Origin of the sequence: Halorubrum sp. PV6 (assembly GCF_003990725.2) — an archaeon.
Classification (GTDB): Archaea; Halobacteriota; Halobacteria; order Halobacteriales; family Haloferacaceae; genus Halorubrum.
Window position 1 is genome coordinate 283,943 of record NZ_CP030064.1, and the last position, 25,782, is coordinate 309,724.

Here is a 25,782-nt window from a genome sequence, read left to right on the forward strand (position 1 = left end):
CGGGGCGGCGGGCCGCCTCACCCGTCGTCCGGGGTTCGAAACTCCATCTCGATCCGCGTGCCGCCGGTCGACGCTGAGCTGATGTCGAACGAGCCGCCGCCCGCCGTGACGATCCAGTTGACGTACCAGAGGCCGAGCCCGCTCGCGTGTTCCAACGGGGTCTCCTCGCCGGTGAGGACCGACCGCTCGGCCGGCGGAATTCCCGGCCCGTCGTCGGTGACGACCAGCGACGTCCACGACTCGCTCGGCAGCTCGGCGGCCGTGATCTCGACGTGCGGGGTCTCCGTCTCGCTGTGCCGGATCGCGTTCTCGACGAGCTCTGCGATCGCCTCGGCGAGGTACCCGATTGCCGACACCGTGATCCCGTCGGGCACGTCGACCTCGATTTCGGCCTCGTCGTACAGGTCCTCCGGGAGCGAGAAGAGCGCCTCCTCGACCGCCTCGGCGAGGTCGACGCGGCCGGGAGTCGGTCGGTCGGCGAGCAGTCGCTCGACGCGCCGCGAGGTCTCGCCGACGCGGAGCAGGCGCTCGGCGGTGCGGACGACGCGCTCTAACTCGGCCGCAAGCTCCGGGTCGTCGACGGCCTCTCTCGCCCGCTCCGTGAACCCGGTCACCACGTTGAGATCGTTCCGGAAGTTGTGGCGCAACACCCGCGTCAGCACGGCGAGCCGCTCCTCGCGGATCGACGCCTCCGTGAGGTCCTCGCCGACACCGATCGCGCCCACGACCTCGCCGCCGTCGACGATCGGTCCGACGACGAGGCGATACGGGGTGCGCTCGCCGGACCGGGTGACCAGCGTCGCCTCGCACTCGGCGGGCACCTGATCGCGGTACACGCGGGTGAGCGCCTCCGAGACGGCGTCGCGCGTCTCGTCGTCGAAGAGCGCCGTCACGTCGGTCCCCGACAGCGACTCGCCGTCGCGGCCGGTGTCGTCGGCGAGGCGGGCGTTCCAGCGTGCGACCGTTCCGTCAGCGCGACACTGGAACAGCGCGGCCGGCACCGTCGAGGCCATCGTGTCGACGACGCGCCGCTGCGACCGGAGCCGTTCTTCGGCGGTCACCCGGTCGGTCACGTCGGTCAGCCCGACGAGCAGCCACTCCTCGTCCGCGATCGTCGTCCGCGTGACGGAAAGCGACAGGCGGCGTCGCTGGCGGGGCCCGCCCGTCTCCCACTCGAACTCGGTGACGCCCGCGTCCGCCTCGTCGACGACGGCGGCGACGGGCCGGCCGTCGACCGTCTCGCCGGACTCGGCGAGGTCGGTGAGCCCCATCAGGGTGAGCGTCCCGCGGTCCTGGCCGAGCAACTCGGCCGCCGGCGCGTTCACGGCTCGGATCGCGTGTCCCGCCGGATCGCAGGCCAGCGTCGGGGTCGGGACCGCGTCTACGAACGCCCGCACCACGTCTGGTGTCGTCTCGCCGTCACGATCCATCTTGTACCCCGGCCGACGGACTCGGGACATATAAACAGCGAGGACTGTTCGCCACGAGACAGATTAGTCGGCGTTCGCCTGCCAGTCGCGAACCGTGTCGGGGCCGACGCCGTCGATGTCGGCGGCCAGGTCGTCTGGGTCCACCGATTTGAGCGTGTCGACGCCGTCGACGCCGGCATCTTTCAGCTTCTCCGCGGTCTTCTCGCCGATGCCGTCGACGGTCTCTAACTCCGACCCCGCCTGCCGGGCGCTGAACTCGCGGTAGTTGCAGATCGGGCAGCCCAGTTCCCACGGCTCGTCGCCGGAGTGGACCCGGAGGTGCGGGAGGCCGTGCTCCTCGCAGGTCTCGTCGGTGACCTCTATCTCGCCGCGGCGGGGGAGCGGCAGCGAGTAGTCGCAGTCGGGGTAGCGCGTACAGCCGACGAGCCGGGAGCCGGAGCGGAGGCGCTTGATAGCCAACTCCCCCCCGTGCTCTTCTCCGCAGTCGGGACACGCACCGATCACCTCGTCTTCCTTCTCGTCGGCCTCGTCGGCCTTGCACTGCGGGCACCCGTGGACGAACGTCTTCCGGCCCGCGAGCATCTTCACGTGGCCGAGATCGTGGTCCTCGCAGGTCTCGTCCAAGATGAGCGGCTTCCCCGTCGAGGGGAGCGGGAGGGTGTACTCGCAGTCGGGGTAGCCGTCACAGCCGACGAAGTACGACCCCTGTCGCGACTTCCGGACGAGCAGGTCCTCGCCGCATTCGGGGCAGGGACCGAGCGTCTTGTCCGCCTTCATCGACTTCTGGAGGTGGTCGCCGACGGCCTCGCGGGACTCGGTGAGATCCTCGAACACGCGGTCGAGGAGTTCGCGCGAGGCAGCCGTCACCTCGTCGTACCCCTTCTCACCGGCCGCGATAGACTGCATGTCGCGTTCGAGCTGGGCGGTCATCTCCTCGCTGACGATGTGCTCGGCGAACTCCTCGGCGGCCTCCACGACCGCCTCCGCGAGACGAGTCGGGCGCGGCGGGTCACTCTCGATGTAGTTGCGATCGTACAGCTTTTCGAGGGTGCGGTGGCGAGTCGCCTTCGTGCCGACCCCGCGCTTCTCCATCTCCTCGATGAGCCGGGACTGGCCGTATCTGCGCGGCGGTTGGGTCTCCTTGGCGTCCGTCTGCCGGTCGGTGAGCGCGAGCGTCTCGCCGACTTCCACGTCCGGAACGATCCGCTCGTCGCTGGAGCGGTACGGATACACGTCGTGGTACCCCGCCTCCAGGAGGCGCTTCCCGTTGGCCTTCAGCCGGAGCCCGCCGTCGGCGGCGAGGTCCCCGGCACCGCTCGCCTCGTCCGGATCGCGAAGGGCGGCGACCCCGTCCGCGCGTCGGGCGATCTCGGTCGCCTCGCCGTTGGCGAGCGCGACGACGCGGAGCCGTTCCCACGTCGCGGGCTCGGCGCAGGTCGCGAAAAAGCGGCGCACGACGAGCTCGTACACCTCCCACTCGTCCTCGGAGAGGTCGGACGCGGAGGGGAGCTCTCCGGTCGGGTGGATCGGCGGGTGGTCGGTCGTCTGCTTGTCGCCTTCGGTGGGTGCTATCTCGTCTTGATCGAGCAGCTGCTTCGCGTCGTCGCCGAACGCCGAGGCCGCGGAGAGCTCCTCGATCAGCTCTCGCGGCTCCAGGTCCTCGGGGTACACCGTGTTGTCCGTCCGGGGGTAGGTGACGTAGCCGGCGGTGTACAGGTCCTCCGCGAGCGACATCGCGCGCTGGGCGGAGTAGCCGAGCGACCCCGCCGCCCGGATGAACGCCGTGGTGTTGAACGGCGTCGGCGGCTCGTCGGTGCGGGTGCGGCGGCGCACGTCGTCGACGATTGCCTCGTCGGCCGCCCCGAGCGCTTCCGTGAGGACCTCGCTGACCTCGCCGTCCCAGACGCGTTGGGCCTCGTTGCCCTCGTCGTTTAAATAGAAGTACTGCGCTTCGAACGGGTCGCCGCCGGACTTGGTCAGGCTCCCCGACAGCTCCCAGTAGGCCTCGGGGTCGAACGCCTGTATCTCGCGTTCGCGGTCGACGATCAGTTTGAGCGTCGGGCCCTGGACCCGCCCCACCGAGATGAAGTCGTCGCCGAGCTGGCGGGCCGAAAGCGAGAGGAAGCGGGTGAGCGCCGCGCCCCACGTCAGGTCGATCACCTGCCGCGCCTCCCCGGCGGCGGCCAGATCGAAGTCGAGTTCGTCGGGGTTCGCGAACGCCTCCGTCACCTCGTTTTCGGTGATCGAGGAGAATCGGACCCGGTCGACCGGGGCGTCCTCGTTGACCTCGCGGACCAGTTCGTACGCCTCTTTCCCGATCAGTTCGCCCTCGCGGTCGTAGTCGGTCGCGATGACGACGCGCGAGGCGTTGCGCGCGAGCTTCCGGAGCGCGCGGACGATTCCCTCCTGCGTCGGCGATTTCGTGACCGGCGCGTCGATGAGTTCCACCGGCTCGACGTCGCGCCAGTCGTTGTACTCGGCGGGGAAGTCGACGCCGACGACGTGACCGGAGAGGCCGATACACCGCTTGCCGCCCCACTTGTACACGTTCACGTCGTTCTCCCGCTCGGCGGTTGCGGACTCGCCGCTCAGGATGTCGGCGATGCGACGCGCCGCGTTGTCCTTCTCCGTGATTATCAGTTCGGGGCCGCGACTCATTGCCACGAGATACGCCGTTCCCCCGTCTAAAGGTTTCGTGATATAGTATAAGATCGCCCGCACGCGCGGTTGTGCGCGCCAGTCAGCGACTCACTCCTCGGCGTCTTCGTCCGGCTCGGTCGGGACGCCGCCGAGGTTCCCGTCCTCGTCGAACAGCTTCGCGCGGAGGAAGCGCGTCCGGTAGCGGTTCGCCCCCTCCTTCGTGTCCGCCTCGCGGATCTCGTCGGTCCGGCCGTCGGCGACGGCGTCGATGATCGATTCGACCTGTTCTTTCTCGCTCGGGGTGAGGTCGAACTCGTAGGTCCGGGGCTGTTCGCTCTCCAGCCGCGTCCACTTGCGCGCGGCCGAGACGACGACCGAACAGGGCTCGCGGCAGGGGAACGCCCCGTCGCCGCCGTCGACGTCAAGGTCGGTCTCGTCGTCGTACTGCCACTCGCGGCGTTTCAGACACTGCGAGTCGTCACAGCAGGCCTCCGCGACCCAGTTGACGTGTTCGTACCCCTCGCCGCGGTCCCACGTCTTCACGACGCCGTAGATGCCGGACTGCCGCTCCATCGTCTCGCGCCAGTGGGTCACGTCGAGCTCGCCCTCGCGCTCGCGGTGCCAGTTGGCGACCGTCGCGGGGTAGATGGTCTCGATCGTCTCGTAGGCGTCGCGCGGGCCGAGGTCGGGGAACACCCAGCCACCGGCCAGCGTCGGCGCCGTCTTGAGCGGTCGGTACCGCCCCCGCTCGTCGAGCGTCACCAGGTCGCGGGCGTCGAGCGGGTCGTCGTAGGCGTCGAGGTCGCCGACGGGCGTCCCGGCGTCCGCCTCGTGGCGAACGTCGTACCGGCGCTCGCCCCGGTCGGTTATCGTGGCCGTAACCTTTAGTTCGCCCCACGCGCGCTCGATCCCCTGGGCGAGGGCGGCGTACCGGCTCGCCACCGTCTCGCCGTCGGCGTCTTCGATCCACCGGAGGAACGCGCGACGCGGACCGAACTCGCCGACGACGCGCTCGAAGGCGTACCAGTCCGTCACCGCGGGAGCGCGTTCGACGAGCGCGGCGTGGAGGTCGCGTTCGCTCAGCCCGGTTCGCGCGTCGCCGCCGGCGGGGTCGACGGTGTAGCCGTCGTCGTCGACGCCGACCGCGAACCCCTCGAACCGGATCTGGTCGCCGGGGTCGCGGTCCGCGAGCGCGTCGAGGACCGCGTCGAAGGCGTCGCTCGGGAGGTCGATGTCGGGGACTGCGAACTCGTCGTCTCGCCCGGCGTCCGGAGCGGTTTCGGACACGGTCAGTCCCCCGCGGCGACGCGGGTGGTCTCGCGCACGTCGTCAAGTGCGGTGCCGATGTCCGCGCCGGCGTCGGCGGCGCGCTCCAGTATCACGTCGGCCATCAGGGGCTCGGTGCCGACCGCGCCCGCGTACCAGATCCGGGTGCCGTCGACCTCGGTGGGTACGTCGTACCCCTGCGTGTGGTCCTCACAGAGCCCCACGTCCTCCGGGATGTCCTCCTGGGTGTGGTAGCCGTCGGCGATGAAGAGGGGGACCAAGACGACGTCGTCGCTCTCGAAGAACTCGGGGAGGTCGTCGACTTCGGGGTCTTCGTCCATGTAGAGCGCCCGCACCTCGTCGAAGCGGTCGCGCTCGGCGATGCGGTCGGCGTGGTACTCGATCGCCTTCGCGGAGTTCTCGTTGCGCTCGGTGCCGTGGCCGACGACGGCGAGGCCGAAGTCGTCGCCCACGTCGGGGTCGCCGGTGACCGACTCCGCCCGCCGGACGATCACGTCGGTCATCGCGCGGTGGGTCCCGACCGGCCCGCAGTAGTGGACCTCACGGTCGATGTCCTCGGCGACGAGGGTCGCTTGGTCGGCGGAGAGGCCGTCGGAGTCCCACTCCGCCACGTCCCAGCCGTCGAGCCGAAGTTCGCGGGGGATCACCTGTTCGGTGAAGTACCCCTCGGAGATGAAAAGCGGGACCACGTACACCTCGTCGCCTTCGACGGTGCGGAGGACCTCGCGGAAGTGCGGCTCCTCCTTCCAGAAGCCGGTTTTCACCTCGTCGAACGCGCCGGTTTCGCGGATGGTGTCCGCGTGGTCGTACGTCGGCGCGCTCGACTCCGGATTGAGGTGCGAGCCGTGTGCGACGATGACGAGCGACTGCATATCTTTGCTGGGGGCGCGCCGCTCTTATGGACTTCGGAGCGTGCGGGGACGCGGGAATTCACTCGCCTTACTCGTCTCAGTTGTCTCACTCGCCTCACTCGTCTCTCCCCTTCGACGCTCCCCCTGCGACGCCGGACACCCATCCCGACCGAAATCGCCATGACGACCCGGCCCGCAGGTCCGGCCATGTCTCTCGCAGCCGACACCCGCGACGCGGTCCGGGCCCGGCCGTTCGTCCTCGACGCGCTCCGCGCCGGGGTGTTGAACCACAGCGCCGCCGCCGCGTGGCTCGCCGACGCGGCCGACCTCGGCGACGACGGCGACGCCGACGCCGAGGCCATCGCGACCGCGCTCCGCCGGTTCCGCGAGGAGCTGCCCGCCTACGCGACCGCGGCGCGCACGGCCAGCGTGTCGATGCGCAGCGGGGTCGGCGTCGTCGACGCCGGCGGACTCGGCGACGCCGCCCCCCTCCTCCGCGTCGGCGGCGCCGCGGTCGTCTCGGAGGGGGGCGACACGGCCATCCTCGCCACCGGCGACGTCGACGCCGGCGCCCTCGCGACCGTTCTCCGCCGCCTCGGCGCCGTCGACGTCGCCGTCGCGGCCGCGGGGGTCGCCGGAGACGCGCTCATCGTCGTCGTGGGACGGCGCGACGGCGCGACCGCGGTCCGAGTCGTCGAGGACGCGCTGGCCGCGGCGCCGAACGAGTGAGGTGTCTGCGGACGCGATCAGTCCCGTGAACCACGTTCCCGACGACGCGCTCGCGGCGCTCGACGCGTTCGGCGACGGACACCTCCGCGGCGACCCCCCGCCGGTCCGAGAGCGGCTTCGCTCGGACCTCCGCCTTCGGATCGACCGGGTCGACGAGGGGACCGCGCGCTGCCGATTCGAGACGGAGCACACGCGAACGCCGCCGACCCTCCGGGACCGCGGCTCGTTCCTCACGACGTACGTCGACGGCGTGGACGACCGGCTCCGCGCGTGGGGGATCGAACCGCCCGACGCGTACGAGTACGTCGAGACGGTCGGCGGGTGGCACCGATACGCCGGGACGCTGCGGCTGCCGTGAGCGTCGGAATCCGGGAACGCCGTCGGGACTTATTTTTCGCGCGCCTCCAGCCAATCTCCCGTTCCTCGCGACCGCCCGACCCCGCACGCTTTTTTAATGCGGTCTGATACGTACAGTCGATGAACGCCGTCACGCTCGGTCCCGCCGGCACGTACTCACACCGTGCGGCGCGGGCCGTCGCCGCAGAGGTGTCGTTCCGCGAGTCGGTCACCGCCATCGTCGACGCCGTCGCGGCCGGCGAGTACGAGCGGGGAGTCGTCCCCATCGAGAACAGCATCGAGGGCTCCGTCACGGAGAGCCTCGACGCGCTGGCTAATCACGACGTGGCGGTTACCCGCGAGGTCGTCACCCCGATCCGCCACGCCCTCCTCGCGCAGGGGCCGGAGTTCGAGGTCGTCGCCAGCCACTCGCAGGCGCTCGCGCAGTGTCGCAACTGGCTGGAAGCCGAGTACCCCGACGCGGGGCTCGAAGCGGTCGCGTCCACCGCCCGCGGCGTCGAACGCGCCCGCGACGACGCCCGCGTCGCCGGCATCGGCCACCCGGACAACGCCGGCGACGACCTCTCTATCCTCGCCGAGGACATCCAGGACCGCACCTCGAACGCGACCCGGTTCCTCGTCGTCGCGCCCGAGTCCGCCCGCTCGGACGCGGGCGGGAAGACCACCCTCATCGTCTATCCCAACGCGAACTACCCCGGCCTCCTCCTCGAACTGCTGGAGGCCTTTGCCGACCGCAACCTCAACCTCTCGCGGATCGAGTCGCGGCCGAGCGGGGAGCGACTCGGCGACTACCTGTTCCACTTCGACGTCGACGCCGGCCTCTACGAGGCCCACATGGCGAAGGCGGTCGGAGATATCGAGGCCATCGCCGACAAGGGGTGGGTGCGCGTGCTGGGGTCGTACGACACCGAGCATGTGCTCGAGTGACTGGCGACCGCGACCCGGCTCTCAGTTATAAGTAACCGCAGGGAACCGCGCCCGGCGCTCCCCACGCCGGTCGCTCCGTTTAAAAACCGGACGCCGAGAGCGACGCGGGCCGCGAGGCGGACGGACTTATATTTGCGCCGCTCACACCTCGATCCATGACCGAGAACGGGGACGCGCTCGACGCCGACCTCAGAGTGCCGTCCTGCGAGCGCTGTCCGGCGCTCGTCGAGTCGCGGAGCCGGATCGTCGACGGCGTCGGCCGGGCCGACGCCGACCTGCTGTTCGTCGGCGAGGGACCGGGCGCAACCGAAGACGAGCGGGGCGAACCGTTCGTCGGACGCTCCGGCGACGTGCTCGACGACGCGCTCCGCGACGCCGGCCTCGCGCGCTCCGACGTGCGAATCACCAACTGCGTGCGGTGCCGCCCGCCGGACAACCGAGACCCCACGACCGAGGAGCTGGCGAACTGCCGCGGGCACCTCGAAAGCGAAATCGACCGGCTCGACCCCGAACTGATCGTGACGCTCGGCAAGGTCCCGAGCGAACACCTGCTCGACCGGTCGGTGGCGATCACCTCGGAATCGGGCGACGTGGTCGACGCCCGGATCGGCGGCGCGGCGCGCCGCGTCCTCCTCTCCGTCCACCCGGCCGCGACGCTGTACGACCGGAGCCAACGCGACGGGTTCTTCGAGACCATCGCGAGCGCGAGCGAACTGAGCGGCGCGGGCGGAGTGACCGACGGCGACGGGCAGTCGCGACTCGGGGACTATTGAGCGCCGGGGCGATCGCGGATCGGCCGCAGCGGCCCGCTCTGTGAGCCGAGACGCCTCGCCACGACGCTGATCAATAATGATATATATAGTACACATAGAAAACGATTAGTCGCGTCGCTCACAGTACCATCCGTATGTCCGACAACAGGTGGTCGGCGGACCGGCGAAGCTTCGTTAAAACGGCGGGCGCGGGCGGTGTGGTCGCGTTGGCGGGTTGTTCTGGCGGTGGCGGCGACGGGTCCGACGGGAGCGGTGGCTCCGGCGGGAGCGACGGCTCTGACGGGAGTAACGGCGCTTCCGCGGGCGAGACGGACGACGTCCCCTCCGCGCAGTTCATCCTGAACCCGGCCGAGGCCGACGTGGAGATCGAACAGCAGTACCAGCCGATGTTCGAGTACCTCGAATCCGAGGTCGAAGTCGAGATCGAATCCGACCGCGCGGCGAGCTACACCGCGACGCTGCAGGCGATGCGGAACGATCAAGGGGAGATCGCGGACATCTCGCCGTCGGCCGTCATCGCCGGCGAGGACATCCTCGACATCGTCGGCGTCCGGATCGCGTACGGCGCGGCGCGGTACTTCTCGACGACCACGACGACGCCCGACAGCGGGATCGAGTCGCTCGCCGACCTCGAAGGCGAACTGATCTACATGGGGGACATCCTCTCCGTCTCCGGGACGCTCGTTCCCCTCACGATGCTGCAGAACGCGGGGCTCGACATCGGGAACGCCCCGGACGGCGACGCGGTCGACTTCGACGCGGAGTACTCCGATCACACCACGGCGCGCGAGCAGATGGTCCAGCGCGACGACGTGATGGCGGCGACGACCGGCGCGTTCTCGTCGGCCCCGTACATCCCGCAGGAGCAGTTCGAGGAGATGTCGCAGGACTTCGTCGACATCTCGGCGGAGTACGAGGGCGCCGGCGACGAAATCGAGTCGTCCGGGACGGAGCTCCAGCTGCTCGCGGTGTCCGACCCGATCCCGCGCGCACCGCTGGCGACGCGGGCCAGCTGGGACGACCCGGTCAAGGCCGACATCGAGGAGGCCATCCTGAACGTGACCGAAGACGACCTCAGCCACGGCGACGACTACGACGGCGAGCCGCTCTGGTTCACCGGCGTCCAAGAGGGGAGCATCGATGACTACGAGCCGATTCGGGACGTGCTCGACCAGCTCGGCCTCGAATTCGAAGACCTTTCGTAAACACCTCACAACCCCTCTTTACATCTAATGAGTCGCATCACAGTCGACGGGCTCGCGAAGCGGTTCGGCGACACCGTGGCGCTCGACGACGTCTCGTTCGAGGTCCCTCAGGGCGAGTTCGTCATCGTCCTCGGCGTCTCCGGCTCCGGGAAGTCGACGCTGCTCCGGTGTATGAACGCGCTCGAAACCCCCACCGAGGGGGAGATCCGCGTCGGCGACGAGCCCGTGACCAGTCCCCGCGACGACATCGCGATGATCTTCCAGCAACACAACATCATCGACCAGATGACCGCGTACTCCAACGCGCTCACCGGGTCGCTCAACCGGAACACGTTCATCGACTCGCTGTTCCAGCGTCAGGACGAAGCAGACAAACTCCAGGCGCTGGAGGCGCTTCACACCGTGGGACTGCTCGATCAGGCCCAACAGAGCGCAAAGCGCATGTCCGGCGGGCAACAGCAGCGCGTCGGCATCGCCCGTGCGCTGGTTCAAGACCCCACGATTCTGCTGGCCGACGAGCCGGTCGCGAGCCTCGATCCGGGCTCCTCACAGCAGGTCATGGGGTACCTCCGGACCGCCGCGCGAAAGCGCGACCTGACCGCCGTCATCAGCCTTCACCAGGTGAACCTCGCGCGGAAGTTCGGTGAGCGGTTCATCGGCCTCCGCGACGGCGAGAAGGTGTTCGACGGCTACCGCGACGAGTTCGACATGGACGTGATAGACGAGATATACGGCGACATCGACACCGAGGGGATGTTCGCGCCCGACGCCGACCGAACCGCCGACGAGGCGTCGTCGACGGTCGTCTCCGACGGGGGGACCGAACAGTGAGCTTCGACGACGCCGTCCGCGAGCGCTACGAGGCCATCGTCCTCGCTCGCCGCGTCAAGGCGCTCGTGATGGGAGTTGGGCTGCTCGTGCTCGGTGCGGTGTTCTACTACGCGCTCACTTCCGTCGGCTTCTTCGCCGCCAACATTCCCGAGTACTTCCCGAACTTCCTCAACGCGCTCCGCGACTTCTTCCCCTTCTTAGCGCCCTCGTTCCCGTTCATCGACCCGACCGGGTTCCTCGACTACTGGGCGTTCATCGAGGAACGGAACCTCATCTGGGGCGGGTTCGGCGGCGACACGCCGCTGCTCGGCGAGGCGGGGATCACCCTCGCGATGGGCTTTGCCGGCACCGTCATGGGGTTTCCGCTCGCGCTGCTGTTCGGCATTCTGGGCTCGGGCCGCGTGACGCCGTTCCCCTTTAACTTCATCTTCCGCGGGCTCATGTCGTCGATCCGCGCCATCCCCGCGCTCGTGTGGGGGCTCATCTACATCCCGCTCGGCGGGATCGGCCCCGTCACCGCGACGCTCGCGATCGCGACCGACACCATCGGCAACCTCGGTCGCCTCTTCACCGACGAGCTAGAGGAGATCGAAGACGGCCCCATCGAGGCGATGGAGACGACCGGGGCGAACAAGCCGCAGACGATCACCTTCGGAATGTTATCGCAGGTGACGACGCCGTACATCGCCTGGACGCTATACATCTTCGAGATCAACGTCCGGATCGCCGTCTCGCTCGGTATCATCGGCGGCGGCGGACTCGGCAACGTGCTCTCCGTCCAGCAGGGGCTGTTCGCGTTCACCAACATGATGGCGACGATCCTCGTCATCCTCGTGTTGATCATCTCCGTGGAGGTCTTCTCACAGCGGATCCGCTCCGCGCTCCGCGAGGGCGACGAGGCGCAGGGGCTCGTGGCGCTACTCCTGGGCTTCCCGCAGCGCATGGCCGAGGCGGCGCTGAAGTGACGCGGCCGCCGCACTGAACGCGGGCGCTCCGCGTCCGCCGTGGTGCGTCGCTCGCACGCCCGGCACCGCCCCGCGACCGGCGCCCGACCGTCACAAGGGAAACCGCTTTTTCCGTCCCCCTCACAGGGGAGGTATGAGCACCTTCGAACCGCCCGCGGAGACGCTGGCGGACGTCGTCTTGGTCGACTACGGCCTCGGCAACCTGCGGTCCGCGACCCGCGGGCTCGAACGCGCCGGCGCCGCGGTCGAGATAACCGACGACCCCGAGGCGTTCGCGGCCGCCGACGGCGTCGTCCTGCCGGGCGTCGGCGCGTTCCGCGAGGGGATGGAAAACGCCGGTCCGCTCCGCGAGGCGCTGACGGACCACGCCGAGGCGGGCCGCCCGCTCTTCGGGATCTGTCTCGGGATGCAGATGCTCCTCACGTCCAGCGAGGAGGCCGACCACGAGGGCGAAGGCGAGGTGACGGGGCTCGATCTGGTCTCCGGCACCAACGTCCGGTTCGAGGTCGACAGGAAGGTCCCTCACATGGGCTGGAACGAACTCGATGTCGAGCGGGACCACCCGATAGTCGAGGGCGTCGACGGGGAGTACGCCTACTTCGTCCACTCCTACTACGCCGAGCCAGACGACCCGGACGCGGTGGTCGCCACCGCGGACTACGGCGTCGACTTCCCCGCCGTCGTCGCCAACGAGGCCGGCAACGTGTTCGGCACTCAGTTCCACCCGGAAAAGAGCGGGGAGACGGGGCTCCGTATTCTGCGAAACTTCGTCGGGTACTGCGCGGAGCAGTAGGCGGCGGCGTCTACGACGGAGACTGTCGTCGAGAGTTACAGCCCGTCGTACGGGCCGGGCTTCGCGGCGGTGAGCCGGTCGACCTGCTCGTCAGCGAGGTCGATTTCGGCGGCCGCGAGGTTCTCCGCGAGCTGGTCGGTCGTGCGCGCGCCGACGATGGGCGCGGTGACGCCGTCGCGGTGGGCGAGCCACGCGAGCGCGGTCTGAGCGGGGGTCGCGTCGACCTCGTCGGCGACGGCGTCGAGTTCGTCGTGGAGGTCGAAGTTCGCCTCGGTGAGGTACGCCTCCTGGAAGCGGCTCGACTCGACGGCCTTCGACTCCTCGGGAAGGTCCGCGTCGCGGTCGTACTTTCCGGTCAAAAAGCCCTGTCCGAGCGGGCTCCACGGCGAGACGGCCAGATTCTGGTGGCGCGCGAACTCAAGGTAGTCGCCCTCGACCTCGCGGTCGACGAGGTTGTAGCGCGGCTGGAGCACGGTGAACGGCTCCCACCCCTCGCTCCGGGCGATCTCGTTGGCGCGGGCGACCTTCCACGCGTTCGGGCGGAGCGTGGAGGCGCCGAGGTAGTGGACCTTGCCGGACTCGACGAGCCCGTTGAGCGTCTTCATCAGCTCGCGGGCCGGCGTCTCGTCGTCCCAGCGGTGGATGTAGAGGACGTCGAGGTAGTCGGTGTCGAGCCTGTCGAAGAGGGCGTCGACGCGGTGCCGGATATTCTTCCGATTCGTCCCGCGGCTGTTCGGGTCGCCGTCGCGGATCTGCCAGTACACCTTCGAGGCGATCGTGTAGCGCTCGCGGTCGCGCTCGGCGAGCCAGTCGCCGATCCAGCGCTCGCAGTCGCCGCCGCCGTACACGTCGGCGGTGTCGATGTAGCGCCCGCCGGCGGCCTCGTACCCGTCGAGCAGTTCGTGTGCGCGGGCCTCGTCTATCTCCACGTTGCCCGCCTCGGTCACGCGGCCGAACCGCCACGTGCCGAGCTGCAGCTCGCTGGTCCGGAGGCCGGTCCGACCGAGCGGGACCGTATCGAGGTCGATGTCGTCGAGTGCTGGCGTCATCTCTCGGTCGGTAGTGGCCGTCGCCGCAAAAACCCACAGCTAGCGGACGCGATGTGTGACCGTTCGGCGAGGGCGGCGCGGGCGGGCGGCTACCACGGCTCGTTTTTTACGCCGACCGCGTAGGCGCCGACGTTCGTGACGACGTGGAGGACCGGGGTCATCACTACCACGACGACGAGGACGGCCGGGGTGAACACCGCGAGCGCCCAGTCGGTGTCGACGACGAAGACGGCGGCGAGCGCGACGACGACGAAGTCGAGCTGGTCGAGTCCGGGAAACGCCGCGCCGCGCTCTCGCCCCGACCGACGCTTGAGGAAGGAGGCGCCGATGTCGCCGCACATCGCGCCGAACGCGAGCGCGACGGCGGCCGGGAGCGCGAACGTCGGGAGGTCGACGCCGAGGGCGGCGCTCGCGGGCGCGGCGAGGCGGTTGAGCGCGAGCGCGACGGCGACGCCGGCGAGGGTTCCGACCGCGGTGCCGCGCCACGTCTTGCCGTCGCCGAGCAGGCGCGCGCCGCGCCACTCGCGGCCGCCGTCGATTGGGCGGCCGCCGCCCGCGAGCACGGCGGCGTTGTTCGGCACGTACGCGGGCAACATCGCCCAGAACGCGGTCGCGACGAGCGAACCGATCATACCCGCACCTGCGCCCGTGGCGGGTTTATAAATCCCGGATCGCGGCGTAGAAGCCCATTTAAGCGTCGCCGACAGATGACGATTCGATAGATGTCCACGTGGAAACGCGACTTCGCCAGCGGCCTCATCGTGTTGGCGCCCCTCCTCGTCCTCCTCCTCGTCCTCCAGTGGATCTACCGGTATATCGCGTCGATCCCGCTGATCGAAGCGCTCCAGCCCACGGTCATCCCCGCGTGGCTCGAACCCGCCTCGCGAGTGGTCATCGCGATGGCCGTATTCGTGACGGTCGTCCTCGCGGTCGGCTACTTCATGCGGACGACGCTCGGACGGCTGGCTGAGTCCGCCGTCGACGGCGCGATAAACCGGATCCCGGCGCTTCGCGTGGTGTACAACGCGTCGAAACTGGCGATCGAAACGGCCGTCTCCGGCACCGACGAACTGCAGAGCCCGGTCTACATCGAGACGTGGCCGGGGATCCGCATGACGGCGTTCCGGACCGGCAAGAAGACGCGCGACGGGAAGATTGTCCTCTTTATGCCGACCGCACCCAACATCACCACCGGGTTCGTCATCGAGGTTGAACCGGAGCGCGTCGAAGAGACGGGCGAGACCGTCGAAGAGGGGATGACGCGGGTCCTCTCGGCGGGCTTCGCCGAGTCGGCCCACCAGGTTCCCGTCGAAGAAGAAGGGCCGTCCGATGGCGCCTCTCGGCGACCGGGCGGCATCGGCGACATCCACACCGACGGGGCGCCGGGCGAAACGGAGCGCCCGTCGGCGGACGGGGGCGACGACGGGACCGGATCACGCCCGTAGCCGGCGGCGACGTTTTTAAACGTAGGTGAACCAGTCGTCGTGGTCGTCCGTCTCCCGCTCCACCAGATCGAAGAAGGCGTTCTGTAACTCCTCCGTGACCGGGCCGCGCGTGCCCGCGCCGATCTCCGTGTCGTCGACCGACCGGATCGGCGTGACCTCGGCGGCGGAGCCGGTGAAGAACAGCTCGTCGGCGGTGTACAGCTGTCCCCGCGAGATGATGGCCTCGTCGTGGACGGTGTAGCCGCGCTCTTCCGCCAGTTGGATGACGGTGTCGCGAGTGATCCCTTCGAGGATCGACTGCGCGAGGCCGGTCGTGTATATCTCGCCGTCGTTGACCATGAAGATGTTCTCGCCCGGCCCCTCGGCGACGTTACCCTCCTTATTTAAGACGATGGCCTCGACGTAGCCGTTCCGGCGGGCCTCCTCGCCCGCGAGCATGGAGTTGACGTACAGCCCCGTGGTCTTCACGTTCGTCGGCACCTGCGAGGAGGCGTGTTTCCGCCACGAGGAGACCATCACGTCGACGCCGTCGTTGAGCGCCTCCTCACCGAGATACGCGCCCCACGGCCACGCCGCGATCACGAGATCCGTCGGGCAGTCTTTCGGCGAGACGCCCAGCGAGTCGTACCCGTAGTAGGCGATCGGCCGGATATACCCCGATTCGAGGTCCTGGCGGTCGAGCAGTTCGAGGACCGCCTCGGTGATCTCCTCGCGGGAGTGTTCGATCTCCATGTCGTACATCTTCGCGGAGTCGAACAGGCGGTCGAGGTGTTCTTCCCAGCGGAAGATCGCCGGTCCCTTCTCGGTCTCGTAACAGCGGACGCCTTCGAACACGCCGCTCCCGTAGTGGAGCGCGTGGGTCAGAACGTGGGTCGTCGCGTCCTCCCAGTCGAGGAACTCCCCGTTCTTCCAGATCGTGTCGACGTCCATCTCGTCAAATCCCATACGCGGAGGTTGCGGCGGTCGGGCTTAAATCTGTGACATGCGGAGAACGCGACTGTTACGTGCCACGTGTCGCTGGGGTCCCCGCCGTTCGCTGACAAATCGTTGCTACGTGAGCGACGGGGACCACCGCCGAAGCCCCAGCCGCTCGGTTATAACTCGTCGCTGGCGGATCGGCGGTGACCACCGCCGAAGCCCCAGCCGCTCGGTTATAACTCGTCGCTGGCGGATCGGCGGTGACCACCGCCGAAGCCCCAGCCGCGAGGACTCGCGCACCTCGCTGCGGTCCGCAGTCGCTCACTTCGTTCGCTCCTTGCGGTCCTTACGTCGGTGTGCTTCGTCCTCGCGGCCGCCCCTTCGAATCCCACCCGACCGCACAGCACCGCACCTCACGCCTCCCCAGCCTCGTCGCTCCCTTCGGTCGCGACTCCCTCGCACGCGCTCCTCGCGGTCGCCGGGGGCGACCGTTCGGAGGCGCGCGCCGGCAGCCGGTGTTCCGCTCGTTTATGTAAGCGCCTGGACGAGGTCGGACCCCTCAACGTACGGAATTCCGCGTCGGTGCGCGTACGCCTCGGCGTCGGCGGGCGCCAGCGCGTCGCCCGTCTCGTCGTCGAGCATCTCACAGACCACGGCGGCGGGGGCGGCGCCGACCGCCTCGGCCATCGCGAGCCCGAGCTCCGTGTGGCCGGTCCGGCCCGCGAGCCCGTCGCGGTCGCCTCGCAGGACGTGCACGTGGCCGGGTGCGCGGAACTCCGACGCGAAGGCCTCCGGGCCGTACCCCGCGGGGTCGTCGTCGACGGCCGCGGCCGCGCCCGCGAGTTCCACGATGGTCCGCGCGCGGTCCGCGTCGGTGATCCCCGTGAACGTCTCGCGGTGGTTCACGGGCAGCGAGAACGAGGAGCGGTCGTCGTAGTCTGGGTCGTCGTCGACCGCGGGGTGATCGAGCGCGTCGGCGAGGAACGGCAGGTCGAACGCGTCGCCGACCGCGTCGCTCACCGCCACGCAGATCAGCCCGCCCGCGTCGTTGCGCATGTGCGCGACGGCCGCCTCGTCGACGGCGCCGGCCGGATACACGATGTCGGTCTCGCCCTCGCGGTCGGCGAAGTCGTGGACGCAGACCGGGTCGCCGGCGCGGAACGCCTCCAGCGCTCGCGTGACCGAGTCGGCGTCCGCGCTCGCCCCGTCGTCGCCGTCGGTGTCGGCGCGCATCAGGCGACCTCCGTCTCCGGCTCCCCCTGCTCGTCGGGGGCGTCCGCGCGGCTCGTGGCGGTCACTCTGACCTCCACCGCGTCGCCGTCATCGAGGTCGAGCACGTCGCGGAGCCGCTCCGGGGCGATCAGTTCGAGCTGGTCGTCGTCGTGGTGGGTCCGGTCCGGGACGATGGCGTGGACCGTCTCGTAGCGCTCCTCGCCCGCGACGAGCGTGACGCCGTAACAGGACGCCGCGCCGTAGGTGCGGTCGTCGCCTTCCCACGCGTCGATGGGGACCGCGTCGATGCCGGCCATCTCGCCGCGCCGGCGGACGCTCTCCGCGGCGAGGTCCACGTTGAGCGTCCCGGCGAACGGCTCGTAGCCGAGTCGCGCCCGGAACTGCTCGGCGTAGCCGGGGAGGGTGATGTAGTGGCGGCCCTCGCCCATGCCGCCGGTGACCGCGCCGCGGAGGACGAGCTCCACGTCACGCTCGAACAGCCGGCGGTAGTCGGCGTACTCGCCGCGGAGGGCGGCCTCGCCCGCGTCGGTGACGCGGACCCACTGGCCGTCGCTCACCACGTCGCGCTCGATGAACCCCGCCGCTTCGAGCGTTTGGAGCCGCCGCGAGGCGGTTTGGGTCGAGGCGTCGAGCCGGTCGCCGAGCGCCGCACACGACACCTTCGTTTCGGTCAGGCCGCCGACGAGCCCGACGTGTTTCAGGGCCGCGATGGCGGCCGGGTCGGGATCCGTCGCTGCCGTCGCTTCTGCCATACGCAAAACTGGGTCGTCCGCACGCAAAAGGGTAACGGATGTGAGATGCGTTCCAGAAACGTTATTCACGTTTGCAGTGGAACGATCGCTCGACGAGCCCGCAGTCGATCAGCCGTTGTTCGCCCCGCTACCTAACGCCGTCGGTCCCGGCGGTCGGGAGTCGCGTCGGCCGCTCATCGAGTGCGAAGGACCCGCGTGCGCCTCGCCGAAAGGTAAGGTACAAATACGAACGGCGATTGCTTCCGGATGCGGGCTCGTAGATCAGCGGCAGATCGCTTCCTTCGCAAGGAAGAGGCCCGGGGTTCAAATCCCCGCGAGTCCATTCACTTCGTGAAGCCGCCGAATGACTGTATTATTGACTTAGCTGGTCTCCTGCTTCACCCCCGTGTTCTAGCTCTTCTATTGAATACCTATGATTTGGTCTAACGCCCGAGCTTACCGCCAACATTTGATTCAGTAGAGAGGTTATGGGTGGGTAATCATGCGTTTTCCAGAAAGTCTCCAACGGTGACGACACGGCAGCCCTCTATTATCCGCCCTCTTACGACGAACCGTTTGTACACTTGTGGTCTGACCGACAGAGCTACTGAAACAAACTCTATTACTGGTGCATCTCGCACTGGAGTTAACTTATATACTAGATAGCTCACCGTCACAAGGTATTTGCAAGAGTGGTGAAATAGATAAATTGACGAGTAGAATATGATTGTGGATGTCTGGAGTATCGTCACAACCTCCCTTTTCAGAATAGTTGCATCCCTGCTCGCAACGGGTTTGGTTGTATTCTTCCGACACAGAATTTGGCGGTCTATTCTCCGAGGCTATCACTACCTCTTCGATACTCGGGCTAGTATCAAGATCCGTCGAATTGATCGATATGAGTCTGACCCTTCCAAGACTCCAGATCACAGCGTTTTCGAGGATCTGAAGAGTAACGTAGACGGGCTTAAAATCGAAGGCATTTCTGAGGATAAAATCAGGATCACTGTACCCGAAATCAACGCTACGATCGATGTCTTGGTTGAGAGAGACTTAGATATAGATCCCAGTATGGCTGCTCTCCCTGGTCAGGTAGGCGAGAAGGTGGGCTACAAGGTTATTGTAGAAACAGAGCCTTCAATGAGCTTTGGATACCGGACATACGATGACCTGAGCAAATTTGAGTATATCTCAGATAACATTGCTAAACAGGTCGGAAAAACATGTTTTGCTGGTGATGATCCGACAGAGTCATTTGTAACTGGGGAATTAGACACCAGAGTTCCGATCAAACGTCATGATGTCAATGACCGCGAACTAGGAATGCGTGCTAGGTTTGAGGATTCTACAATGACATTTAACCTGGATAATCCGAACCAACTCACACGGGGGATTCGGCGGTACTTCCAACCGCTCACCTTGCGTAACTGAGCATCACGTCGTTGACGAAGTTTAGGTAGGCTTCCTGTGGATAGGTACCGGGAGAAACAACCTGCACCCAACCGTCGCGGCCAATTTTGAGCTTAAGAGAGTCTCCATTGTAATCGATCTTTGGTCCGATTACGCTTTTATTTGAAGTTCGCTTAAACGGGTCGCCCATCTCCACATCGTTCTCTATGTCCTCACCGTAGAGCAGACCGGACTCGACTCGTCCTGATCGTTCGTCAAAGCCCCCTACCCAGTGGCCATCAAAATCAGCCAATATTTGATGTAGATCAAATCTAATTCGTTTGATATTCATGCCAATTGCATCAGCAATCAGATCAAAAGCGAATGTCCCACCTGAGTTTTTGACGACAATTAGGTCATCACTGTCTGGGCGCGAAACAGCCCAGAAGTCTGTAACATGCCATTCTGGCTCATGAGAGTTCGTTATACGAATTTCTCCAGAGCTGTCCACGTTTGGCGTTTCTTTCCTTTCCAGCTGTTGCTCCGCGGCTTGCCCTTGGTGGGCGATTGAGTTTTGCTGGAGGCTTATCAACTCATGACGTGTATTAATTACGGAGTCCAGCTTGAACTCCTGTTTCTGCGTTGTATCTTTATGATCGGAGATCTTGCTTACATCGCCTGCCGTGGTGGCGATGTACCCAGTAGTGAACGTCATTTATAGTGTAAATGTAACTGTGTGACTTAGTAATAATTCTGACGACAAGTTGTATATTGGCGTACTCAATAATTATAAATTAAATTATATTTCTTCACCGGTGCGTCGGTGTTGAGTGATGTTTGAACCCTGCCAGCCGCGCGCAGCGAACACCGTGAGCGAGTACGTCTGGCTCTGGTTCAAACATCCCCGCGAGTCCACTTCCGCAGCTCGACCGCGTCACCTCACGTTCTTGTCGGTCGTCTCGCCCGTGGGAAGCGGTTAAATACTCTGAGTGAGTCGATTCCGGTATGAGCGTCTCTGAAATCCTCGAAGGAGAGAACCTCTCGCACCGGCAGATGGGCGTGATAATGGTCGGGTGGATACTGCTGGTCTCCGTCGTCGCCGTCGGTCTGCTGTGGTACACGGCCGTCAACTTCGTCTGATCGGTGCGTCGCGGCCCGCGACCGACTCGCTGGTCGTCGCCGCAGTCGAAGCGCCTGCTGCGACGCGGAGCGCCATCGGCCCGTGCTGCGCGTCGGTCGCTCAGACGGTGTGTTTCGCTTCTTCGGGGTCGTCGACGACCTCGACGCCGCGGTTGTTGACGGCGTGGGGGTCAAGTCCGACCTCCTGGAGGAACTGCTTGTAGAGCCGTTCCGCCGTCTCGCCGTCCTTTTGCTTGTCGCTCGCGTGATCGCAGAGTTCGACGAGCGTCTCCGGCACGTCGTTTTCGTGGACGATCCAGTGGTTGATCGTGTCCGAGAGCCGCCGGATGGGCGACGTGAAGTGCCCGTAGATGTCGAAGTTGAGCGCGTGGTGGCCCCCGAACGGGTCGTTCATGTACTTCGCGCGCGGCATGACCTTCAGGACGGCGCGCTGGATCTTGTTCAGCTGGCGACCGGGCGACTCCTCTAAGGCGGCGTTGACGGCCTTCCGCGGGTCGTCGCCCCACGCGTCGCCGGGGATGGACACCGAGTCGAGCTCCTGGATCTCTTTTAAGGCCTCGTTCCACTGGTCGGGGGTCGGCTGCGGGTGGACGCGGTACATCGCCTCGACGCCGCGGTCCCACATCAGGGTGTGCGTGACCGCCTTGTTCGCCTTCAGCATCGACTCCTCGATGATGGTGTGTGCGCGGTCCCGGCGGGGGTTCAACACGAGCGACCCGTCTTCCTTGCGCTGCTCGTGCATCCGGTCGGCGAGCTCGAAGGCGAGTTCGTTCTCCTCGCCGAGCGGGAGCGAGGGGTCTTCGAGCCGCTCTTCGCACTGCTTGTAGGTGAGCCGCTCGTCCGAGTTGATGACGGATTTATAAATATCGATGTTCTCGAAGGAGAGCGTCTCGTCGTCGATCTCCATCTCGACGGTGTGCGCGAGCCGGTCCTCGTTCGGGACGAGCGAGCAGACGGTCTCCGCGAGCACCGGCGGGAGCATGTGGATGGTGTAGTCGGGGAGGTAGACGGTGTTGGACCGCTGGACCGCCTCTTCCCACATCGCGGTGTCGGGCGTGACGTAGTGGGTCACGTCGGCGATGTGGACCCACAGCCGGTAGGCGCCCTCCTCGCGTTCGATCGAGATGGCGTCGTCGAAGTCCTGCGCGTCGACCGGGTCCGTGGTCCACGTCGTCAGGTCCCGCAGGTCCGCGCGCTCGTCGATCTCCGACTCGATCTCGTCGTACACGCCCTCGGTCCGCGCCTCGGCCTCCCGGAGCACTTCGCTCGGGAACTCGTCGCGGATCTCGAACTCCTCGAACAGCTCCGTCCGCCTTTCGGCGAGGCGGTCGGCCAACTCCGGCGTGATCGTCACGGGACCTTGGTCCTCTGCGGACCCCGGTTTCGGCTCGTCGTCTGACATACTGCGATTAACGCGGGTCCGTTAGAAAGGCCTGTCGGGGAGGCGAGGCGACGGCGTCGGCTGCGGCGGGTCCAGCGGTCGGGGGTGCGCTACCGATCGCGTTCCGAGCGCTCGGGCGACTCGCTGGCGTCGCCGACGGCGTCGGCGTAGCGGTCGAGGAACTCCTCGCGAGAGAGCCCGTCCGATTCGATAGAGAGGATAAGCGATTCGAGCCCGTCTCGCGGCTGGTGACAGATGTCGTCGTCACAGTCGGTACAGAGGTGCTCGAACTCCTTGTCGCGCCGGTTCCAGCGGTCCCCTTCCTTGTCGTACTCGCGCGCGTCCTCGCGCAGCACCGAGTCGCCGCACGCGATACAGATCACGGTCCGCCGGTCCCGGTTTTTCCGGGCGCGCCACATACTCTGCACCTCGAACCGGGCGCACTTAGCGTTTGGTGCGCGGCAGACGCTCGTCGGACGGCCCGCCGCGTCCCGTTCTGGCGCCGGGCTGAACTACAGGACTAATACGGTGGCCTCGCTTCTGGGAGACATGACGATCACAGAGTCCGACCTTCCGGGCGTCGGCAAGAAGTTCGAGATCGAACTCGACGACGGCGAGATGGTCGTCGTCATCCACAACACGGGCAAACGAGAGGTGTTCCGTCGCGCCGACCCGAGCGCCGACTCCGAGCGCGTGTTCGAGTTCAGCGACGACCTCGCCCGGACGATCGGCTCGATCATCGAGGGCGCCTACTTCCAGCCGGTCGAGCCGGACACCCAGGAGACGACGCTGCCGGGCGGTATCCTCCTCGAGTGGTACGAACTCCCGCCAGGGTCGCCCCTCGTCGGCGAGACGTTGGAGGGCGCCGACATCGGGAACCGAACCGGCCTCGCCGTCGTCGCGATCCAGCGCGCCGACGACGTGATCGACAGCCCCGGCGCCGAGACCACGCTCCGCGAGGGCGACACGCTGATCGGCGTGGGAACGCCGGCGGACTGCGAGGCGTTCGAAGCGATCCTCACCGAATGAGCGAGCGACTCAGCGCGCGCCGGCCGCGCGGCGCCGAGGTGAGCGTCGGTGGCTGACGCCCTCCTCGAACTCGGGGTGATGTTCGTCGCGATCGCCGGGGTCGGTGCGCTCGCGGACCGGCTCGGCCAGTCAGTGATCCCCTTCTACATCGTCGCCGGGATGGTGCTCGGCGAGTTCGTCTTGGGGCAGGTCGCGCTCCCGGTCGTCGGCACCGCCTACATCGCCGCCTCGGAGTTCATCACGGTCGGCGCCGAACTCGGCATCGTCTTTCTCCTCTTTTTCCTCGGCTTAGAGTTCAACCTCGACCGACTGCTCGCGCGGCGGACGGAGATCGGCACCGCCGGAACGATCGACCTGGCGAACTTCGGCGTCGGCTTCGTCCTCGGCTGGCTCGTCTTCGGCGCGTTCCTGCCGGCGTTCCTGATCGCGGGCATCGTGTACATCTCCTCGTCGGCGGTGATCACGAAGTCGCTCATCGACCTCGGCTGGATCGCCAACGACGAGGCGGAGCCGATGCTCGGCACGCTCGTCTACGAGGACCTGTTCATCGCGGTGTACCTCGCGGTCGCGGCCGCGCTCGCGCTCGGCGGCGGCGACGTGGGCGCGGCCCTCACCGACATCGGGATCGCCGTCGGGTTCATCCTCGGCCTCCTCGCGCTCGTCCGGTTCGGCACGCCCGCGTTCGAGCGACTCGTCAAGACCGACAACCGCGAGTTCGTCGCGCTCCGGTCTATCGCCGCCGTGGTCGTCGTCGCGGGCGGCGCGCTCGCGCTCGGCGTCAGCGAAGCGGTCGCGGCCTTCTTCGTCGGGATGGCGTTCGCCTCGACCGACCGCGCTCACGACATCGAGGCGCTGCTCGAACCCGTCCGCGACACGTTCGCGGCGGTGTTCTTTTTCTGGATCGGCTTGGTCACCGACCCGTCCCTGTTCGGGGGCGTGGCGGGACTGATCGCGCTCGCGGTGGTCGTGACGACGCCGACGAAGCTCGTCACCGGCTACCTCGCCGGCCGCGCGTTCGATCTGGACGCCCGCCGGTCGACGCGGGTGGCGCTCGGCATGACCACCCGGGGGGAGTTCTCGCTCATCATCGCGACGGTCGCGGTGACGGCGGGCGAGGCCGGCGCGTTCGACCCCGCGCTCGCGGAGACGATCAACGCGTTCGCGGTCGGCTACGTCCTCGTGATGGCCATCCTCGGGACGACGCTGATGCAGTACTCGGGCCCGTTCGAGTCGGTCGCGACCGCGTGGCTGGAGCGCTCGGCGCCGGCGGAGGGCGGCCAGACCGCGGACTGAGCTCCCGCGCAGAGCGCCGCCGCTCGGGAGTGATATATATTGGTTCGTAGCAGTCCCGACTGCACCGATCCGGTACTGGTACGGGCGTAGTATGCAGTAGCGGTACAGCCCCCTATTATAAACGTGTTTAATAGAAAACCGCCTGTTCACACCTGATGTCTGGTAATTCGGGCCGTCAGGCTGGCGCGGTATCACGCCGAAAGTATCTCCTCTCGTCGGCCGCCATCGGGGCGGCCGGCCTCGCAGGGTGCAGCGGTAACAGCGGAAGCGACGGAAGCGACGGCGGCGACGGAAGCGACGGCAGCGACGGCAGCGACGGCAGCGACAGCAGCAACACGATCGAATCCGAGTCGTCGGCGCCGGCGACGGTGACCGCCGAGGGGTCGTCGACGGTGTACCCCATCTCGAACAAGGGGAGCTCCTACTGGAACTCGAACTCGCCCGCGAGCGACGGCGAGTACTGGGGCTCCAACAGCGAAGGATCGGTCGCCGGCTGGGACCAGATCGAGACCGACATGAACATCGCCGACTACTTCGCGAGCCTGTACGGCTTCGAGCCGAGCGGCGAGCGGTCGAACCCGCCTTTCGCCACCCGCGTGGCGCTGAGCCACTCGGGGACCGGCTGTGAGGCGGTCCGCGACGGCCTCGTCGACATCGGGAACTCCTCGGGACCGATCACCGCGGAGCTCGACATCAGCGAGTCGGAGCGCGACGAGAACTACGTCGACCACGTCGTCGGGCGTGACGGCCAGCCCGTCTTCGTCAGCCAGGAGATCTACGACGCCGGCGTCGAACAGCTCACCGGCGATCAGATCCGCGGCATCTACCAGGGCGACATCACCAACTGGAGCGACGTCGGCGGCCCCGACCGGGAGATCTTCGTGGTCGGCCGCGCCGAGGGTTCGGGAACCGACACCTCGTTCCGACTGAACATGCTTGGCGACGCCGACGCGCCGATGGACGTCGACTCGCGGTTCGGCCAGAACCAGCAGGTCCAACAGGTCCTCCAAGACAACGACAACGCCATCGGCTACATGGCGCTCGCGTTCGCGGGCTCGGGCATTCAGGCGATCGCCATCGACTTCGAGGGCACCGTCTACCGTCCCGATGCCGACGCCGAGAACACCATCTTCGACTCCGAGTACCCGCTGAACCGGGACCTGCACATGTACACCCGGATCAACGACGAGACGCCGAGCGGGACGGACATGCGTGAGGCCGCGTTCCTCAACATGTTCCTGACCGAGTTCGGCCAGAAGACGTTCGTCGAGGACGTCAACTACATCACGCTGCCGACGTCCGACATCGAATCCGAGCGCGCCAAGCTCCCCGACCAGGCGTAACCACCTCGGCTTCGCGGACGCTCGCTTCGCGGCCCGGCCCCAT

26 protein-coding genes and 1 tRNA gene are annotated in these 25,782 nt (G+C 67.1%); 15 read left to right on the forward strand and 12 right to left on the reverse strand.

Annotated elements, in window-relative coordinates; genetic code table 11:
* Positions 1–17: 17 nt before the first annotated feature.
* From DOS48_RS15065 to DOS48_RS15080, 4 genes are all read right to left on the reverse strand, one after another.
* Positions 18–1,430 (reverse strand): ATP-binding protein, encoded by a 1,413-nt coding sequence (locus tag DOS48_RS15065; RefSeq protein WP_127116539.1) that lies wholly within the window; start codon positions 1,428–1,430, stop codon positions 18–20.
* Between the two features lie 63 nt (positions 1,431–1,493).
* Positions 1,494–4,088, reverse strand: a complete 2,595-nt coding sequence (locus DOS48_RS15070) for a DNA topoisomerase (protein ID WP_127116540.1) — start codon at positions 4,086–4,088, stop codon at positions 1,494–1,496.
* A 90-nt stretch (positions 4,089–4,178) separates the two neighbouring features.
* Positions 4,179–5,357, reverse strand: coding sequence for a DR2241 family protein (locus DOS48_RS15075; protein WP_127116541.1), 1,179 nt, complete (start codon positions 5,355–5,357; stop codon positions 4,179–4,181).
* A gap of 2 nt (positions 5,358–5,359) precedes the next feature.
* Positions 5,360–6,229 (reverse strand): CbiX/SirB N-terminal domain-containing protein, encoded by an 870-nt coding sequence (locus DOS48_RS15080; protein ID WP_127116542.1) that lies wholly within the window; start codon positions 6,227–6,229, stop codon positions 5,360–5,362.
* A 186-nt stretch (positions 6,230–6,415) separates the two neighbouring features.
* Here DOS48_RS15080 and DOS48_RS15085 point away from each other — a divergent pair, with 186 nt between their 5' ends.
* The 8 genes from DOS48_RS15085 (at position 6,416) to hisH (ending at position 12,788) form a co-directional block, all read left to right on the forward strand.
* Positions 6,416–6,937 carry a hypothetical protein gene (locus DOS48_RS15085; protein WP_127116543.1) on the forward strand — a complete coding sequence of 174 codons (522 nt, stop codon included), beginning with the start codon at positions 6,416–6,418 and terminating at the stop codon, positions 6,935–6,937.
* A gap of 25 nt (positions 6,938–6,962) precedes the next feature.
* Positions 6,963–7,295: a hypothetical protein gene (locus DOS48_RS15090; RefSeq protein WP_127116544.1), complete on the forward strand. Its 333-nt coding sequence runs from the start codon at positions 6,963–6,965 to the stop codon at positions 7,293–7,295.
* A gap of 119 nt (positions 7,296–7,414) precedes the next feature.
* Positions 7,415–8,221 (forward strand): prephenate dehydratase, encoded by an 807-nt coding sequence (pheA, locus tag DOS48_RS15095; protein WP_127116545.1) that lies wholly within the window; start codon positions 7,415–7,417, stop codon positions 8,219–8,221.
* A gap of 155 nt (positions 8,222–8,376) precedes the next feature.
* Complete coding sequence (locus DOS48_RS15100) at positions 8,377–8,994, forward strand: uracil-DNA glycosylase family protein (RefSeq protein WP_127116546.1); 618 nt, start codon at positions 8,377–8,379, stop codon at positions 8,992–8,994.
* A gap of 134 nt (positions 8,995–9,128) precedes the next feature.
* Complete coding sequence (locus tag DOS48_RS15105; protein ID WP_127116547.1) at positions 9,129–10,199, forward strand: PhnD/SsuA/transferrin family substrate-binding protein; 1,071 nt, start codon at positions 9,129–9,131, stop codon at positions 10,197–10,199.
* 27 nt (positions 10,200–10,226) lie between these two features.
* Positions 10,227–11,030 carry a phosphonate ABC transporter ATP-binding protein gene (gene phnC, locus DOS48_RS15110; protein ID WP_127116548.1) on the forward strand — a complete coding sequence of 268 codons (804 nt, stop codon included), beginning with the start codon at positions 10,227–10,229 and terminating at the stop codon, positions 11,028–11,030.
* Positions 11,027–11,995: a phosphonate ABC transporter, permease protein PhnE gene (phnE, locus tag DOS48_RS15115; RefSeq protein WP_127116549.1), complete on the forward strand. Its 969-nt coding sequence runs from the start codon at positions 11,027–11,029 to the stop codon at positions 11,993–11,995. The genes phnC and phnE overlap by 4 nt, the downstream gene beginning before the upstream one ends.
* Before the next feature lie 133 nt (positions 11,996–12,128).
* Positions 12,129–12,788, forward strand: coding sequence for an imidazole glycerol phosphate synthase subunit HisH (hisH, locus tag DOS48_RS15120; RefSeq protein ID WP_127116550.1), 660 nt, complete (start codon positions 12,129–12,131; stop codon positions 12,786–12,788).
* A gap of 35 nt (positions 12,789–12,823) precedes the next feature.
* Here the strand turns inward: hisH and DOS48_RS15125 are convergent, their stop codons facing one another.
* Entirely contained in the window at positions 12,824–13,837 is a 1,014-nt protein-coding gene (locus tag DOS48_RS15125; protein ID WP_127116551.1) for an aldo/keto reductase, read from the reverse strand.
* An 89-nt stretch (positions 13,838–13,926) separates the two neighbouring features.
* Entirely contained in the window at positions 13,927–14,469 is a 543-nt protein-coding gene (locus DOS48_RS15130; RefSeq protein ID WP_127116552.1) for a CDP-2,3-bis-(O-geranylgeranyl)-sn-glycerol synthase, read from the reverse strand.
* A 90-nt stretch (positions 14,470–14,559) separates the two neighbouring features.
* On the opposite strand from DOS48_RS15130, the gene DOS48_RS15135 reads away from it, so the two are divergent.
* Positions 14,560–15,282, forward strand: coding sequence for a DUF502 domain-containing protein (locus tag DOS48_RS15135; RefSeq protein WP_127116553.1), 723 nt, complete (start codon positions 14,560–14,562; stop codon positions 15,280–15,282).
* A 15-nt stretch (positions 15,283–15,297) separates the two neighbouring features.
* Here the strand turns inward: DOS48_RS15135 and DOS48_RS15140 are convergent, their stop codons facing one another.
* From DOS48_RS15140 to DOS48_RS15150, 3 genes are all read right to left on the reverse strand, one after another.
* Positions 15,298–16,227 carry a branched-chain amino acid transaminase gene (locus tag DOS48_RS15140; RefSeq protein WP_127116554.1) on the reverse strand — a complete coding sequence of 310 codons (930 nt, stop codon included), beginning with the start codon at positions 16,225–16,227 and terminating at the stop codon, positions 15,298–15,300.
* A 501-nt stretch (positions 16,228–16,728) separates the two neighbouring features.
* Positions 16,729–17,433: a 3,4-dihydroxy-2-butanone-4-phosphate synthase gene (ribB, locus tag DOS48_RS15145; RefSeq protein ID WP_127116555.1), complete on the reverse strand. Its 705-nt coding sequence runs from the start codon at positions 17,431–17,433 to the stop codon at positions 16,729–16,731.
* Entirely contained in the window at positions 17,433–18,185 is a 753-nt protein-coding gene (locus tag DOS48_RS15150; protein ID WP_127116556.1) for a DUF120 domain-containing protein, read from the reverse strand. Before DOS48_RS15150 ends, ribB begins: the two co-directional genes overlap by 1 nt.
* A gap of 250 nt (positions 18,186–18,435) precedes the next feature.
* Here DOS48_RS15150 and DOS48_RS15155 point away from each other — a divergent pair.
* Positions 18,436–18,507: transfer RNA gene (locus DOS48_RS15155), tRNA-Ala, on the forward strand.
* A gap of 380 nt (positions 18,508–18,887) precedes the next feature.
* The gene (locus tag DOS48_RS15160) at positions 18,888–19,595 is read left to right on the forward strand and encodes a hypothetical protein (RefSeq protein WP_127116557.1); all 708 of its coding nucleotides are present in this window, start codon (positions 18,888–18,890) and stop codon (positions 19,593–19,595) included.
* Here the strand turns inward: DOS48_RS15160 and DOS48_RS15165 are convergent.
* On the reverse strand, positions 19,579–20,268 hold the full coding sequence (locus DOS48_RS15165) for a hypothetical protein (protein WP_127116558.1): 690 nt from the start codon (positions 20,266–20,268) through the stop codon (positions 19,579–19,581). The genes DOS48_RS15160 and DOS48_RS15165 overlap by 17 nt on opposite strands.
* A gap of 290 nt (positions 20,269–20,558) precedes the next feature.
* Here DOS48_RS15165 and DOS48_RS29520 point away from each other — a divergent pair, with 290 nt between their 5' ends.
* Positions 20,559–20,693 (forward strand): hypothetical protein, encoded by a 135-nt coding sequence (locus tag DOS48_RS29520; protein ID WP_256370863.1) that lies wholly within the window; start codon positions 20,559–20,561, stop codon positions 20,691–20,693.
* A 100-nt stretch (positions 20,694–20,793) separates the two neighbouring features.
* Here DOS48_RS29520 and DOS48_RS15170 read toward each other — a convergent pair whose 3' ends face one another.
* On the reverse strand, positions 20,794–22,095 hold the full coding sequence (locus DOS48_RS15170) for a ribonuclease catalytic domain-containing protein (RefSeq protein ID WP_127116559.1): 1,302 nt from the start codon (positions 22,093–22,095) through the stop codon (positions 20,794–20,796).
* An 89-nt stretch (positions 22,096–22,184) separates the two neighbouring features.
* On the reverse strand, positions 22,185–22,493 hold the full coding sequence (locus DOS48_RS15175) for a hypothetical protein (RefSeq protein WP_127116560.1): 309 nt from the start codon (positions 22,491–22,493) through the stop codon (positions 22,185–22,187).
* A gap of 130 nt (positions 22,494–22,623) precedes the next feature.
* Here DOS48_RS15175 and DOS48_RS15180 point away from each other — a divergent pair, with 130 nt between their 5' ends.
* From DOS48_RS15180 to DOS48_RS15190, 3 genes are all read left to right on the forward strand, one after another.
* A complete protein-coding gene (locus DOS48_RS15180) occupies positions 22,624–23,103 on the forward strand; it encodes a cation:proton antiporter regulatory subunit (RefSeq protein WP_127116561.1) in 480 nt (159 codons plus the stop codon).
* A 78-nt stretch (positions 23,104–23,181) separates the two neighbouring features.
* The gene (locus DOS48_RS15185) at positions 23,182–24,396 is read left to right on the forward strand and encodes a cation:proton antiporter (protein WP_127118814.1); all 1,215 of its coding nucleotides are present in this window, start codon (positions 23,182–23,184) and stop codon (positions 24,394–24,396) included.
* A gap of 155 nt (positions 24,397–24,551) precedes the next feature.
* Positions 24,552–25,739, forward strand: coding sequence for a substrate-binding domain-containing protein (locus DOS48_RS15190; protein ID WP_127116562.1), 1,188 nt, complete (start codon positions 24,552–24,554; stop codon positions 25,737–25,739).
* Positions 25,740–25,782: the final 43 nt, after the last annotated feature.

Excerpts from the sequence above, each read along its gene's own strand:
- DOS48_RS15065 (WP_127116539.1), bottom strand. The coding sequence starts at position 1,430 with ATGGATCGTGACGGCGAGACGACACCAGACGTGGTGCGGGCGTTCGTA.
- DOS48_RS15070 (WP_127116540.1), bottom strand. The coding sequence starts at position 4,088 with ATGAGTCGCGGCCCCGAACTGATAATCACGGAGAAGGACAACGCGGCG.
- DOS48_RS15080 (WP_127116542.1), bottom strand. The coding sequence starts at position 6,229 with ATGCAGTCGCTCGTCATCGTCGCACACGGCTCGCACCTCAATCCGGAG.
- DOS48_RS15085 (WP_127116543.1), top strand. The coding sequence starts at position 6,416 with ATGTCTCTCGCAGCCGACACCCGCGACGCGGTCCGGGCCCGGCCGTTC.
- pheA (WP_127116545.1), top strand. The coding sequence starts at position 7,415 with ATGAACGCCGTCACGCTCGGTCCCGCCGGCACGTACTCACACCGTGCG.
- DOS48_RS15100 (WP_127116546.1), top strand. The coding sequence starts at position 8,377 with ATGACCGAGAACGGGGACGCGCTCGACGCCGACCTCAGAGTGCCGTCC.
- DOS48_RS15105 (WP_127116547.1), top strand. The coding sequence starts at position 9,129 with ATGTCCGACAACAGGTGGTCGGCGGACCGGCGAAGCTTCGTTAAAACG.
- phnC (WP_127116548.1), top strand. The coding sequence starts at position 10,227 with ATGAGTCGCATCACAGTCGACGGGCTCGCGAAGCGGTTCGGCGACACC.
- hisH (WP_127116550.1), top strand. The coding sequence starts at position 12,129 with ATGAGCACCTTCGAACCGCCCGCGGAGACGCTGGCGGACGTCGTCTTG.
- DOS48_RS15125 (WP_127116551.1), bottom strand. The coding sequence starts at position 13,837 with ATGACGCCAGCACTCGACGACATCGACCTCGATACGGTCCCGCTCGGT.
- DOS48_RS15130 (WP_127116552.1), bottom strand. The coding sequence starts at position 14,469 with ATGATCGGTTCGCTCGTCGCGACCGCGTTCTGGGCGATGTTGCCCGCG.
- DOS48_RS15135 (WP_127116553.1), top strand. The coding sequence starts at position 14,560 with ATGTCCACGTGGAAACGCGACTTCGCCAGCGGCCTCATCGTGTTGGCG.
- DOS48_RS15140 (WP_127116554.1), bottom strand. The coding sequence starts at position 16,227 with ATGGGATTTGACGAGATGGACGTCGACACGATCTGGAAGAACGGGGAG.
- ribB (WP_127116555.1), bottom strand. The coding sequence starts at position 17,433 with ATGCGCGCCGACACCGACGGCGACGACGGGGCGAGCGCGGACGCCGAC.
- DOS48_RS15150 (WP_127116556.1), bottom strand. The coding sequence starts at position 18,185 with ATGGCAGAAGCGACGGCAGCGACGGATCCCGACCCGGCCGCCATCGCG.
- DOS48_RS15160 (WP_127116557.1), top strand. The coding sequence starts at position 18,888 with ATGATTGTGGATGTCTGGAGTATCGTCACAACCTCCCTTTTCAGAATA.
- DOS48_RS15165 (WP_127116558.1), bottom strand. The coding sequence starts at position 20,268 with ATGACGTTCACTACTGGGTACATCGCCACCACGGCAGGCGATGTAAGC.
- DOS48_RS29520 (WP_256370863.1), top strand. The coding sequence starts at position 20,559 with ATGAGCGTCTCTGAAATCCTCGAAGGAGAGAACCTCTCGCACCGGCAG.
- DOS48_RS15170 (WP_127116559.1), bottom strand. The coding sequence starts at position 22,095 with ATGTCAGACGACGAGCCGAAACCGGGGTCCGCAGAGGACCAAGGTCCC.
- DOS48_RS15175 (WP_127116560.1), bottom strand. The coding sequence starts at position 22,493 with ATGTGGCGCGCCCGGAAAAACCGGGACCGGCGGACCGTGATCTGTATC.
- DOS48_RS15180 (WP_127116561.1), top strand. The coding sequence starts at position 22,624 with ATGACGATCACAGAGTCCGACCTTCCGGGCGTCGGCAAGAAGTTCGAG.
- DOS48_RS15185 (WP_127118814.1), top strand. The coding sequence starts at position 23,182 with ATGTTCGTCGCGATCGCCGGGGTCGGTGCGCTCGCGGACCGGCTCGGC.
- DOS48_RS15190 (WP_127116562.1), top strand. The coding sequence starts at position 24,552 with ATGTCTGGTAATTCGGGCCGTCAGGCTGGCGCGGTATCACGCCGAAAG.